The following is a 13,110-nucleotide window of genomic DNA, read 5'->3' on the forward strand; positions in this document are numbered from 1 at the left end:
TTGAGTTGATCAAGCCCGCCTTCCCCGACCTGCGTGTGGATGGCGAAATGCAGCAGATACCGCTGTTGCTGAAAATCGGAAAGAACGCTATCCGTTCAGCGCGGTGAAGAGATGCTAATGTATTAATTATTACAACGCCGAGTCAGCGAAACATCGCCTACAAGCTTTTGGCTCGTCTTGGAAATGCAAAGCCATCGGACCAATCTTGCTCGGCGTCGGCGCACCTGTACACGTCTCCAGACTGGTGACGGTCTGAATGCCATCGTTCAGATCCTTCCGGTATGGCGATCATGGATGCGATGGGACGATAGTAAAAAATAGTTGATTTGAAAGCGACCTTGAGTTTTTGCTCAAGGTCGCTTTTCTACTGGAAATATCAATCTCGCGTCTTTATATAAGGACTATCGATGACAGATCTTGAAACCATTGCGCAAAATAACGACCATTCTTTTTGCTCAACGGTCACAACCGGCTGGCGGGATTTATCGCGGCGGCAACCCCCAACTCCATTGTCGGCAAAACTTAGCGGCCATTCAAGCTGGGCGGGTGTTCCGTCTGCCGTGTATCTTTGGCAGGGCGTTTGCCGCATTTATGTGGGGCTATGTTTTCGATGCCATCCGCCGCCGCGGCGGAGTTGACTGTCGGCTTGAGCATTGGGGTTTTTGTTTCAGGCATTGCGTTCTATGCCATCATGATCCACTCATTCGGTTTCTTGGCGGCATGATCCTGATGGGCGTTACAAATTCTGCCGGTCCAATTAGGTCGTTTGCGGCGGCGGAAGTCAATCGTCCCGAGCATCGCGGACGTACCATTCAATGTGGTCGTTGGCGGGACGGTCGGCTCGGTGATCGGTCCTTTTGTGGCGGGACCTGCGGTGCATTCGTGAACCCTTTTGGAGATGAACTCGCAGGGGGTCTGCCTGGTATGGATGATCCTGTTTGCAATCGCGGCTGTTGTTGTATTCTTTGGACTGCGCCCCGATCCGCGTGAGATCGGTAAAGAGGTGGCGGCAAAATTCCCCGAGGCAGTGACAGGCTCGGGCGAAGTGCGAAGCGTACGAGCGATCCTTCGTCAGCCTGCCGCGCAAGTTGCGGTCGTCAGCATGGTGCTCGGACAAATGGTGATGGTGCTGGTCATGGTGATCACATCCCTGCATATGCGTGACCATGATCACATGCTCGGTGACATCTCGATCGTCATCTCTGCCCACACGGTCGGCATGTATGCCTTCTCGATCATTTCCGGGCGGCTCCGACCAGTGGGGCGAGGACAGGTCATCATGGTCGGCGCGGCGACGCTTGTGATCGCCTGTGTTGCTGCCACGATCTCTCCCGATGTGCTTCCGCTGGGCGTTTGCTCCTATTTCTGTTGGGACTCGGTTGGAATTGTTGTTATGTGGGCGGCTCCACTCTGCTGGCAGATCAACTTTCCCAGTTGGAACGTTCGCGCACGCAGGGCTTCAGTGACCTGATGGTCGGATCAGCTTCCGCCGTTGGGAGTTTAAGCAGCGGATTTATCTTCGCCGCATTGGGATATAACACGATGGCGTTTGTCAGTGCGGCATTCGCTGTCATTCCCCTGATCTTCGCTTCGATCTGGACGAAACTGGGAGGCGAAAAAAAGAAGCATTCTCTTAAAAATAGAGGCGGGACCATCGTCGCTCTATTCAATCAACCCCTTTATTTTCCGAGCTTTTTGCTGGTTTCCAGCCGCGAAGCTTTTCTGTGGATGTGGTTTTCCTTTGATCGCTTTTCTTTCCTTCCTTGTCGGCTTTCTTCATCTCTGAAGTATCGCCCGAAGAGATTTATGATCGGTCAGGTAAAACCTGAACCCTAAAGATGATCTTGGTTGGGGTAATGACTTTCTTAAGCGCTTTCTTGCGGCACTCGGACAGGTTCTTTAATGGGGTGTCTGTGAAGGATTGATGGCGTTCAAATTGGATCCACAAGCTTCACAACGATAAGTATAGACTGGCATTTTTTCTCCTTGCATTTCTTTCCATAACAACTCTACAGATTATAGCGTGATTGGTGGGGAGGGGCAAGTCTGTGAGACCCCATGTTATAATTTTCTAATAAAAGTATCGAAAACGGAGAATTCCATGCTGAAAATCGAGATCACCTACTGCGCAGTTTGACACTACACCAACCGGGCCGTGAGCCTGGTGGACGAATTACTCAAAGAGTACGAGCACGTGATCGAATCGGTGGCGTTAATTCCTTCGGACGGGGGCAGGTTCGAGGTCAGCGTGAACGGGGAACTGGTCTTCTCGAAATTACAGGCGAAACGTCACGCGGAAGCGGGCGAGGTTCTCACTCTCATTCATAAAATGGTTGAAGGATAAAGAATGGCGAAAAAAGGCCAGAGTATTTTCGGGCGCACGCCCAACAGGGAAGCAACATCTTGGAAATTATTTGGGCGCAATCAATAATTATGTCGCGATGCAGAATGAGTACGATTGTATCTACTGCATCGTGGATGTCCACGCGCTGACCACGGTCGAGACCACGCAGGAACTGAAACAGAACACCTTGGAAATGGCGCTGGATTGGCTCGCGGCGGGGATCCGCCAGAAGATTCTATTGTCTTCGTTCAATCGCATGTGCCGCAGGTGATGGAACTGCATACCTATCTTTCGATGGTGACACAGTTCGGCAAGTTGACCGATCTGCCGACTTTCAAGGAGAAGGTCCGCCAGCAGCCTGAGAATATAAACTATGGTCTGGTTGGTTATCCCGTTTTGATGACCGCGGACATTGTGCTGTACAAGACGGATATTGTCCCAGTCGGCATTGACCAGGCTCCACATATCGAATTCGCGCGCGAGATCGTGCGCTCCTTCAACTATCGCTATCATACAAAAGCGTTGGTCGAACCTCAGGTGAAACATACTGAAGTCTTGAAGGTCGTTGGCATAGACGGCAAAGATAAAATGGGCAAGAGTTTGAACAATCACATTGAACTCGCCACCACCCCCGAAGCGACGGTCAAGCGTGTCAAAGAAATGGTCACTGACCCTGCTCGCCTGCGCCGCACGGACCCGGGCAACCCGGATATTTGCAACGTGTTCACCATGCACAAACTCTTCTCTCAACAAGAGGAAGTGGACATGATCAATACCGAATGCCGCAAGGCGGTATTGGCTGTGTGGATTGCAAACTACGCTTCGCCAATAATCTGAACAAACATCTTGAGCCTTTCCGCGCCAAACGCGCAGAACTGGCGGCTGACCCAAATAAGATCCAAGATATTTTGCATGACGGTGCAAACCGCGCGCGTGCCATCGCCGAGCAGACCATGGTCGAAGTGCGCGAAGCGATGCAACTTCCATAATCTTGTAGGGGCGGGGTTACCCCGCCCCTCCGTTGAAAATTATATGCGTTTATTGATCCAACGAGTTTCCCAGGCAAGTGTCACAGTAGAACAAAAGACCATTTCCCAAATAGGAAATGGTCTGCTGATTTTATTAGGCATTGGTCATGGCGATGGTGAATCGCAGGCGGCCTTCCTTGCTGAAAAAGTAGCGAACCTGCGCATCTTTGAAGATGACCAGGCAAGACCAATCTTTCGGTGTTGGATGTGAAAGGGGAAGCCATCGTCGTTTCACAATTCACCTTGTATGCTGATACCCGCAAGGGAAGACGCCCGTCATTTATTGATGCCGCATTGCCCGAAGTCGCTTCTCCGTTAGTGGATCGATTTGTTGAGTTATTACGCAGTCACGGTGTGCCGACTCAAACGGGTCAGTTCGGCGCGCACATGGATGTGGAAATTCACAATAATGGGCCTGTCACGATCTGGCTGGAAAAATAATTGTAATGAGATCACATCCCAACAAATTCCAACGCGGCTTGCTTGCCATCTTTATGCAAAGATCGGTCACGGCAGTAATCACTCCCTTCCTTCACAGAGTGGATGGCTTTTCTGGAAGATAAGCGCGGGGCGTTTTTCTTTTCCAGCAAGCTTGTGGGGATACCCGCATTGCGGATCACTATGATCGGCGCAAAAAGTAAACAGCCGCGCTCTCTTGTCTTGTATGGATTTAGTGAGCATGAACAAATCGCGTTGATCGCTTCTAACTTTGGGCAAACAAACAACCCCTCATGGTATTACAACCTCAAAGCTAACCCGAAATGTCAGGTTGAATGGAAGGGGCGATCGGCTGAATACATCGCTCATGAAGCCGCTGGTGAGGAGTACCAAAAAATATTGGGATATGGCTGTGTTCTATTACAAAGGTTATGATCTTTACAAGATTTGTGCTGCCCATTGTCATATTCCTGTCATGATTTTGGTACTTGCAAAATAATTGTCAATATGAGAATTTCATGATAAAGTTGCGCTCGTAGGATGCAAGTGGCTTTTCGTTGTGGAAGTATAAAGACAATGGATCAAGGGACGACTTTGAGAGTTTTTTGACCGCCCGATGAAAGACATACTGCGTCACCTTATTTTTTATTTGCTGTAGGAGGCAAAAAATGTCTGATCGTGTAATCGGTACGGTTAAGTGGTTCAATGGCACAAAAGGTTTCGGCTTCATCGAGCGCGAAGGCGGCCCCGATGTTTTCGTCCACTTCTCTGCCATCAAAGGCGAAGGCTTCAAGAACCTGCAGGAAGGCCAGAAAGTCGAATTCACAATCGAAAAAGGCCCCAAAGGTTTACAAGCTGCTGACGTCGTAGTTCTGTAATTCTTAACCAACCAAAAAGAGTCTCGCTGAAAAGCGGGGCTCTTTTCTTTTTTATAAGATAGACGATAAACAATTGACTGTTGACAATTGTTGCTGGGGATGGTCCATCATATGGTCAATGGTCTAAATCGCTTCTTTCGGAACCCAAAGCTGGGCATCTGTTTCGACAGCCATTGCCCCCGCTGACAGCATATCCGCTGCGTCTTGTTCTGTCCACACTCCGCCCGCTCCAATGATGGGAAGCCCGATCATCCTCGCCGAGCGGACAAGATCCAGCGAGCGCGGAAATAACGATCGGCCATACAGCCTGCCAGTGACGAGTCCTCCTCCCTTTTCGAGACTTGTGCCCGTTAGGGTAGAGGAGTTAGAGGTGAGGGGAAGCGCTCCGCGCGGACTTGCTACGCTGATCGCGGCCGCTCCATCTTGAATTAATTTTGGTCCCAACGACAATACTTGTTCAGCAGGCAATGAAAATATTAACGGCAATTCCCCAACACACATTTCCAAATTCAATAGAATAATATCGTCCGATAATAATGGCGCGAAGCCAAGTTCCACCGCCATCACGTTCTCGATATTCTCAAGGCTTCTTACCATTTGCTGAGTCTCTTCGGGGCGGTCAGCCATGAGGTTGACAATGATGGGCATGTCTGCGCGGTTCCAGCGCGCACCATGTTTTTTAAGCACCGATGATAGACCGAGATTCGGCAGCCCTGAATGTAGCAGGAATCCGCCGGGGAACTCGATCACAGCCGGTTGGGCAGCCGGCAGGCGTGAGCGGAGAGAGATCGGATTCGTGATGAACGCTCCGAATGAATCCAGATCAATCCCGCTGCGCGGATCAGGCGCGAATCCCAACGATCCCGCCGTATTCATGATTGGTTTGCTAAAATATAAGTCGCGTTTCATCGCTCAAATTGTACATCTCTTGCACCAGCTAGAATTGCAACACTTTGCAACAGACCTTTTTGGAAACCGCAAAGGATTTTGCTTAGTTTTTCATCTTTTTGAAAGATGATTAGTGGTCTTAACTGTGGGAGTAATTTTTTCTCAAACATTTTTCCAATTCCATACTCTATAAACAATTGGAGTGCATTGAATCGGTTTAATTCAGGATTTTCTTTTATATTTGGATCGAACAGATTAATGCAGATTGAGCCAGGAATATCTTTGTTCCCACCGATCTGCATGGGCGTGTAAAGATTGTTTTCCATAATAAAATTGATGGATGTTTTTAGCTGAATCTGATTATTGCCATTTGTGAATTTGAAATAATCGGGATCAACTTCAACGGTTATTGTAGGAGATAATTTCATTTTTTGCCTTGAAATAAAATATTGTGGAGACAACCTGTGAAAAAGATTCAACCCTTAAATGGAACTCGTGTGTTGGATTTAAGCCGCGTGCTCGCTGGCCCATATTGTACGATGGTTCTCGGTGACTTGGGTGCGGATGTGATCAAAGTAGAGCCACCCGAAGGCGATGAGACGCGTGGCTGGGGGCCGCCGTTCGCGGAAGGGGAGAGCGCATATTATTTATGCGTCAACCGCAACAAGCGCGGCATTGTGATCAACTTGAAAACGGACGAGGGCAAAAAAGTTTTGCGTGACCTTGCATTGCAAAGTGATGTGCTGGTTGAAAATTTCCGCCCCGGTACGCTGGAAAAATTTGGTCTGGATTTTGAAACCCTGCATGAGTTGAATCCAAAGTTGATCTATTGCTCGATCACAGGTTTTGGACAGACAGGTTCCATGAAGGATAAGCCCGGTTATGATTTTATGATCCAGGCGCTGGGCGGATTGATGAGCATCACGGGTGAGCCCGAAGGCGAGCCAATGAAAACAGGCGTGGCAGTCGTGGATTTGTTCGCGGGGCAAAATGCGATCATTGCGATCCTAGCCGCATTACAGGCGCGGACAATGACCGGACGCGGGCAGCATCTTGATATTTCATTATTTGATTCGCAGTTAGGCTGGCTGGCAAACGTCGCAAGTAATTATTTGATCTCCGGCAAACTGCCGAAACGTCACGGCAATGCGCATGCGAATATTGTTCCGTATCAAAGTTTTCAAGCCAGTGACGGTTGGTTCGCGATCGCGGTGGGGAATGATAAACAGTTCGTGCGCTTGTGTGAAATGCTTGGGAAGCCTGAAATTGCGGCAGATGAAAAATTCGCCACAAATTCCGGGCGCGTGCAAAACCGCGCGGAGATCATTCCCTTGCTGGCGTCCATTTTCAAGAACGCCTCTGTCTCCGAGTGGCTGGCGAAACTGGATGAAGCCGAAATCCCATGCGGGCCGATCCAAAACTTTGAACAGGTCTTTTCCATGCCCACTGTAAAAGAACGCGAAATGCTTGTGAAGATGGATCATCCCACCATTGGCGAACTGCCTTTGGTTGGCTCGCCGTTAAAGATGAGCGATACGCCCGTGCAGTACCGTCTGCATCCGCCATTGATGGGGGAGCATACTGAACAGGTGTTGAGGGAGTTGGGGTATCTTGATGATGGAAGGGATGAATAAAAATTAATGCTAAAAATAATTGGGTTTATACTATGCCCAACGATTTTTTATTTCAGAGTCATTGCGTTTGAAATCTTCATGTTTGCGTTGGCACACTTTCCTTCAGTTAATAAAGGATTAAAATAATGTCAGAAGAACAACAAATGAGAAAAGTTATTTTTGCAATCAACATCACGATAGACGGCTGTTGTGGTCATGAAACGGGGATCGTCGACGACGAATTGCACGAGTACTTCACTGGGCTCTTGCGTGATTCAGGCGTTGAAATTTTCGGACGCAACACGTATCACTTGATGTATCCGTACTGGCACGATGTCGCAGTGGATCAATCGGAAACGAAGGTGACCAACGAATTTGCGCGTACATTCGATTCAATACCAAAGATTGTCTTTTCAACGACGTTGAAGAGCGTGGAGTGGAACAACACGACGCTTCTCCACGCAAATCTTCGAGAAGAGATTATGAAGTTAAAACAACAGCCAGGGAAAAATATTTCCATTGGTGGACTAAACATCGCAGCGCAAGTTGCACAATGGGATCTCATTGACGAGTATCACTTTGTCGTTCACCCGATCATTGCGGGAAAAGGTCCGCGCTTGTTCGAAACGGGCAGGGACCTTACATTAAAACTTGTCGGGTCAAAAACGTTTCGTTCGGGAGTTGTTGCGTTACATTATAAGAAATAATTCTTTTGAAGATGAGCGATACACCATGGGCGTATCGCTCATCTTCGCCGTTGATAGGGGAGTATACGCAGGAAGTGTTGAGGGAGTTAAAAGCCGAATGATCGAAGCAGTAAAAATTGCAGGACTTTCTTGAAACCTCCTACGCTGTAATACGTAAAGAAATAACCAATTTTATTTATCGAGGAGAATCATGAAAGCTATACTATTCACGGAATACGGATCACCGGATGTTCTACAGTATAAAGATGTGGAAAAACCTGTGCCGGGGGACAATGAGGTTTTGATAAAAGTTTACGCCGCGTCTGCAAATCCGCTGGACTGGCATTCCATGCGCGGTGCGCCATTCCTGGCTCGTGTGGAGTTTGGACTTCAAAAGCCCAGAGACCCCAGACTCGGCGCAGATGTAGCGGGACGCGTTGAAGCGGTTGGCAAAAATGTAACCCAGTTTCAAATAGGAGATGAGGTGTTTGGAGACATCTTCAAGGGTAGTTTTGCAGAATATGCCTGCACAAGTGAAAAGCTATTGGCGGCGAAACCAGCCAACAGTTCGTATGAAGCGGCGGCAGCCGTCCCGGTAGCAGCACTCACTGCATTGCAGGGACTGCGTGATAAGGGGCAGATTCGATCAGGTCAAAAAGTTTTGATTAACGGCGCGTCTGGCGGGGTGGGGACGTTTGCGGTGCAGATCGCCAAATCGTATGGGACCGAAGTCACGGGCGTGTGCAGCACGCGGAATTTGGAACTGGTGCGCTCGATCGGCGCGGACCATGTCATTGATTACACCAAGGAGGATTTTACAAATAACGATCAGCGTTATGACCTGATCTTTGATACGATCGGAAATCTTTCAGTTTCAGGTTGTCAGCGCGCATTAAGTCCCAACGGAATTTGCTCCATTGCTGGGTTTACGACCATGTTCCATTTGTTCCAGGTTATGCTGTTTGGAGGCAAAAAGGTCGGCATGATGGAGACAGCCAAAGTGGACAAAAAGGATTTGCTGTTTATTAAGGAACTGCTTGAAACTGGAAAAGTTGTCCCTGTGATCGATAGAACCTATAAATTAAACGAGACTGCTGAAGCGATCCGTTATCTTGAAACAAGCCGCGCCCGTGGAAAAGTAGTCATTACGGTTGAACACAAATAACAGCTTATTTATTCATATCCATTCAAACCTTTATTGGAGAAATAATCATGAAAGCGATCATCTACACAGAATACGGTTCACCCGATGTGCTTCATCTCGCTGAGGTTGAAAAACCTGCCCCGAAGGACAATGAAGTTCTGATAAAAATATACGCGGTCTCGGTAAATTATGGCGACACGTTGGCTCGTAACTTTAAGGGGACTTCGCCTGGCGAGTTCAACATGCTTTTCCTCTTCTGGCTGTTTGCAAAAATTGCATTTGGGTTGAGCCGGCCTAAAAATAAAATATTGGGGAGCGAATTGGCTGGGAAAATTGAAGCGGTCGGCAAGGATGTGAAACTGTTTAAAGCAGGTGACGATGTTTTTGGATATCGCGGTCAGAACATGGGCGCGAATGCCGAATATATCTGTATGCCTGAAAATGGATTGGTGGCGATCAAGCCCGCGAACATGACGTACGAGGAGGCTGCTGTTGTCCCGTATGGAGCGCTGACCGCCTTGAATTTGCTTCGGACTGTAAATATTCAGCGCGGACAAAAAATCCTGATCAATGGCGCTTCTGGCGCGATCGGCTCCGCCGCGGTTCAGCTCGCAAAACATTATGGGGCAGATGTGACAGGCGTATGCGGCACCCCAAGGCTCGCGTTTGTGAAATCTCTGGGCGCGGATAAGGTCATTGATTACACCAAGGAAGACTTCACTAAAAACGGCGAGACCTATGATCTTATTTTTGACATTCTGGGCAGGAGTTCGTTTGCGCAGTGTAAAAACTCGTTAAATCCCAATGGACGCTACCTTCTGGCCAGTTTTAAGATGAAACAACTTTTACAGATGTTATGGACTTCGAAGGTCGGCGATAAAAAAGTGATCTGCGCGCTGTCTGGTGAAAAGATCGCGGATCTGCATTCCATTAAAGAGCTGATTGAGGCGGGGAAGCTAAGATCGGTCATTGATAAGCGCTATCCGTTGGAACAGACTGCCGAGGCTCATCGCTATATGGAAAGCGGAAACAAGAAAGGGAACGTGGTTATTACTGTCGAACATAATAACAAGACCTAAAAAACGTACCGTGAGCGCTAGGGAGGCTCACGGTTTACGGGGTGAATAAAATGAAAGCTTAAAAATAATTAGGTTTATACTATGTCCAAGGATTATTTACACTAATCCATTGGTACAACACCGGTTAAATCATCAAAAACATAGAAAGGAATAAATTAACTTATGGAAAAAAATAAGGCTGGGGTAACCGGAGCAGAGGTAGGTTTGTCGGGGGATCCTCAAATTCGTATTGCCCTTCAAAAAATTAATTCTAATGGTGGAGTTGCTCAAACCTCTGAAATCTATGCTGCCGTTGAAAGTCAACTAAGCGGAGAAAAACTTTCAGAACAAGGTAAGGCTAGTTTACGAAAGTATATAAATACCGACGCTGTTCGAGCTGGTTATTTATATCCTCATGATACTAATAACCCAGGATGGCGTATTACGCCCGAAGGAAGAGAGTTCGTAAAGTCAGATGAAAATGCCTCTGAGCAAGTTTTCAATGTCGATACTGATCAAACTGAAACACTCCTTTCAAATACAGTAAGAGGTTCAGCATTTGAGCAGTATGTTATTAGACTTCTTAGATGTATGTATCCGCACTACACTTGGTATCATCAGGGACATCATAAGAGCAGAGAACGAGGATTAGATGTTATAGGAAATGAGCTTGGTGAAAACCGAAGTGGCGTCCAATCTATTGGCGTTCAAGTAAAATTCCATGCGGCAAATACAGCGCCCACAAATGAAGAATGGCTAAAATTTCTTGCTGGATGTTTTGCAAGACGTCTTGATGCTGCTGTTTTTGTAACAACGGGTCGGCTTACTAGCGAACAACGTCGTGAAGCAGGGGAAGCTAGAGTTATCATAATAGAAGGACGTGAGGAAGTAGCCCGTATTGCTAAGACCCATGGAATCGAAGAGTTTGAGCTTTTTAATTAGTTGATAGACGATAAATAACATTTGCATAGATATTATTTTCTGCCTTTACCTGTGTTTCTTTATGTATGAAGAGAAAATTAGGATGGAAATTAGAGGAAAAGCCAGTGGAACGAATGAAATACCGTGCAGAAATAGATGGGCTAAGAGCAATTGCCGTAATCACAGTCATCATGTTCCACGCAGGCTTTAAGTATTTCAGGGGCGGATATATAGGCGTAGATATCTTTTTTGTCATTAGCGGTTATTTGATCACAACGATAATTCTTTCGGAACTGGACCGGGGAACTTTTTCTTTGGTCACCTTTTACGAGAGAAGAGCCAGAAGAATTATGCCTGCGCTGTTCACTGTGTTGCTTGCGTCTTTCATATGCGCTTGGCTTTGGCTGGTCCCCGCGGACATGAAGGATTTTTCTCGAAGCCTGATAGCCGTCTTATCTTTTTCTTCAAACATTCTATTCCGGCAAACATCCGGCTATTGGGATACGGCAAATGAATTAAGGCCGCTGTTGCACACATGGAGTCTGGCTGTTGAAGAACAGTTCTATATTCTCTTCCCGTATTTTTTGGTATTGATGTCGCTTTACCGCAAACGCTGGATTTTCGGCTCGTTTATGATCATTGCGGCAATCAGCCTTACTGCTGCACAATGGGGGGCTTACAACGAGCCCGAGGCGGCCTTTTATCTTCTGCCAACAAGGGCTTGGGAATTGGCAATTGGCGCTGGACTCTCTTATTATTTTCTTTATCGTGAACAAGAGCTCCAAACGCTCCTTTCACAAAAAAGATTAAGTGAAGTAATGTCGCTGGTTGGACTGTCGATGATCGTATATGCGGTTATTTGTTTTGATGAAAAAACCCCTTTCCCAGGCTTATATGCGCTGCTGCCAACCTTGGGAACCGGACTGATTATTCTCTTTTCTTCGTCAAAAACATTGACAGGCCGCTTGTTGAGTGCAAAGCCGCTTGTGACTATTGGATTGATCAGCTATAGCGCTTATCTTTGGCACCAGCCATTATTTGCGTTTGCCAGATACCGAAGCATTTTTGAACTGAGCGAACTTAGCCTCTCAGCTCTTGCTCTTCTCTCGTTTATGCTTGCTTATTTAAGCTGGCGGTTTGTAGAACAGCCTTTTAGAAATAAAATCGTTTTTGACAGACCCGCCATATTTTTATTTGCCCTGATCGGTTCTGCCGTATTAATTATAGTTGGATTTTTGGGGTTTCTATCCAAGGGGTTTGAAAGTCGGCTTACTGATAATCAAAAAGAAATAATGGCATTTGAAAAATATGCAATAAAGGAAATCTACCGTGAAGAGACCTGTCTTCTTAATGAGGAACAAAAATTCACAGACTTTGCAGTGGAATGTTTTTATCCCGAACAGGCGGCCGAATCTATTTTAATTTGGGGAGACTCTCATGCGGCAGCCTTATCGTTCGGTATGAGAAAAAATCATCCCGCCGTGGCGCAACTGACCGCATCTGGGTGTGTGCCGTTAATCGGCTATAGTTCGATTTCCCGGCCAAACTGTCAGGATATTAATAATGGTGTATTAGACAAAATCGAAGAAATAAAACCTCAGAAGGTTATCTTACATGCCAACTGGAGTGCGCCATTGGATCAGATCAAGCCGGGTTTGGATCAAGCCTTATTGGAGACAGTATCACTAATTAAGTTGCGATCGCCCTCATCACAAATAGTGATTGTAGGTGGTGTGCCCAAATGGAAACCGACTTTGCCCAAGGTACTGCTTAAGTCACATGTAGAATTAACTGACGAGGCCTTTGTCTATTCCAATCTTTACGATGAAATTAAGAAAACGGATGTCATCCTTTACGACGTGGCAAATGAAAACCATGTTTTATTCATATCACTTTTAGATATATTCTGTCTGGAAAATAATTGCCTGTCATCCATGGCGCTGGAAAATAAATATGAGCCATTTGCATGGGACTATGGGCATCTTACAAAATCAGCCTCCATTATTGTCTCTCAAAAAGTACTTGAATTATCAGGAAATAGGTAATAGATTAGACTGAATGTAAGTAAAATACCAGCCTTATTGACAACTTGGTTTTGAGTCCCCCAAAAAT

The 13,110-nt window shown here is 46.8% G+C and carries 14 protein-coding genes and 3 pseudogenes; 14 read left to right on the top strand and 3 right to left on the bottom strand.

Annotated features, from left to right (window positions below; all coding sequences use genetic code 11):
* Nucleotides 1-522: 522 nt before the first annotated feature.
* Nucleotides 523-675, bottom strand: a complete 153-nt coding sequence (locus IPL17_RS10280; RefSeq protein ID WP_345307001.1) for a hypothetical protein — start codon at nt 673-675, stop codon at nt 523-525.
* Between the two features lie 253 nt (nt 676-928).
* Between IPL17_RS10280 and IPL17_RS10285 the strand changes: the two genes are divergently transcribed.
* From IPL17_RS10285 to IPL17_RS10320, 8 genes and pseudogenes are all read left to right on the top strand, one after another.
* On the top strand, nt 929-1,471 hold the full coding sequence (locus IPL17_RS10285) for a hypothetical protein (protein WP_345307002.1): 543 nt from the start codon (nt 929-931) through the stop codon (nt 1,469-1,471).
* On the top strand, nt 1,435-1,836 hold the full coding sequence (locus tag IPL17_RS10290) for a hypothetical protein (protein WP_345307003.1): 402 nt from the start codon (nt 1,435-1,437) through the stop codon (nt 1,834-1,836). Before IPL17_RS10285 ends, IPL17_RS10290 begins: the two co-directional genes overlap by 37 nt.
* Nucleotides 1,837-2,152: 316 nt before the next feature.
* Nucleotides 2,153-2,344, top strand: a pseudogene (locus IPL17_RS10295) (Rdx family protein); the annotation flags it as partial.
* A pseudogene (gene trpS, locus IPL17_RS10300) lies at nt 2,334-3,181 on the top strand (tryptophan--tRNA ligase). The pseudogenes IPL17_RS10295 and trpS, both read left to right, overlap by 11 nt.
* On the top strand, nt 3,148-3,333 hold the full coding sequence (locus IPL17_RS10305; RefSeq protein WP_345307004.1) for a hypothetical protein: 186 nt from the start codon (nt 3,148-3,150) through the stop codon (nt 3,331-3,333). Before trpS ends, IPL17_RS10305 begins: the two are co-directional and overlap by 34 nt.
* A gap of 43 nt (nt 3,334-3,376) precedes the next feature.
* Nucleotides 3,377-3,813, top strand: a pseudogene (gene dtd, locus IPL17_RS10310) (D-aminoacyl-tRNA deacylase).
* Nucleotides 3,814-3,915: 102 nt separating this feature from the next.
* Entirely contained in the window at nt 3,916-4,245 is a 330-nt protein-coding gene (locus IPL17_RS10315; RefSeq protein ID WP_345307005.1) for a nitroreductase family deazaflavin-dependent oxidoreductase, read from the top strand.
* A gap of 233 nt (nt 4,246-4,478) precedes the next feature.
* The gene (locus tag IPL17_RS10320; RefSeq protein WP_345307006.1) at nt 4,479-4,688 is read left to right on the top strand and encodes a cold-shock protein; all 210 of its coding nucleotides are present in this window, start codon (nt 4,479-4,481) and stop codon (nt 4,686-4,688) included.
* Nucleotides 4,689-4,811: 123 nt separating this feature from the next.
* On the opposite strand, the gene IPL17_RS10325 is transcribed toward IPL17_RS10320, so the two are convergent.
* A complete protein-coding gene (locus IPL17_RS10325; protein WP_345307007.1) occupies nt 4,812-5,597 on the bottom strand; it encodes a hypothetical protein in 786 nt (261 codons plus the stop codon).
* Nucleotides 5,594-6,004, bottom strand: a complete 411-nt coding sequence (locus tag IPL17_RS10330) for a hypothetical protein (RefSeq protein WP_345307008.1) — start codon at nt 6,002-6,004, stop codon at nt 5,594-5,596. Before IPL17_RS10330 ends, IPL17_RS10325 begins: the two co-directional genes overlap by 4 nt.
* 36 nt (nt 6,005-6,040) lie before the next feature.
* On the opposite strand from IPL17_RS10330, the gene IPL17_RS10335 reads away from it, so the two are divergent.
* The 6 genes from IPL17_RS10335 to IPL17_RS10360 all read left to right on the top strand — a co-directional run bounded on the left by IPL17_RS10335 (nt 6,041) and on the right by IPL17_RS10360 (nt 13,043).
* The gene (locus IPL17_RS10335) at nt 6,041-7,210 is read left to right on the top strand and encodes a CoA transferase (RefSeq protein ID WP_345307009.1); all 1,170 of its coding nucleotides are present in this window, start codon (nt 6,041-6,043) and stop codon (nt 7,208-7,210) included.
* Nucleotides 7,211-7,353: 143 nt separating this feature from the next.
* Nucleotides 7,354-7,896: a dihydrofolate reductase family protein gene (locus tag IPL17_RS10340; protein WP_345307032.1), complete on the top strand. Its 543-nt coding sequence runs from the start codon at nt 7,354-7,356 to the stop codon at nt 7,894-7,896.
* 190 nt (nt 7,897-8,086) lie between these two features.
* Nucleotides 8,087-9,040 carry an NAD(P)-dependent alcohol dehydrogenase gene (locus tag IPL17_RS10345; RefSeq protein WP_345307010.1) on the top strand — a complete coding sequence of 318 codons (954 nt, stop codon included), beginning with the start codon at nt 8,087-8,089 and terminating at the stop codon, nt 9,038-9,040.
* 47 nt (nt 9,041-9,087) lie between these two features.
* Nucleotides 9,088-10,098, top strand: coding sequence for an NAD(P)-dependent alcohol dehydrogenase (locus IPL17_RS10350; protein ID WP_345307011.1), 1,011 nt, complete (start codon nt 9,088-9,090; stop codon nt 10,096-10,098).
* A gap of 162 nt (nt 10,099-10,260) precedes the next feature.
* The gene (locus tag IPL17_RS10355) at nt 10,261-11,019 is read left to right on the top strand and encodes a restriction endonuclease (protein WP_345307012.1); all 759 of its coding nucleotides are present in this window, start codon (nt 10,261-10,263) and stop codon (nt 11,017-11,019) included.
* Nucleotides 11,020-11,132: 113 nt separating this feature from the next.
* The gene (locus tag IPL17_RS10360; RefSeq protein ID WP_345307033.1) at nt 11,133-13,043 is read left to right on the top strand and encodes an acyltransferase family protein; all 1,911 of its coding nucleotides are present in this window, start codon (nt 11,133-11,135) and stop codon (nt 13,041-13,043) included.
* Nucleotides 13,044-13,110: the final 67 nt, after the last annotated feature.

The organism is Candidatus Villigracilis saccharophilus, assembly GCF_016711665.1.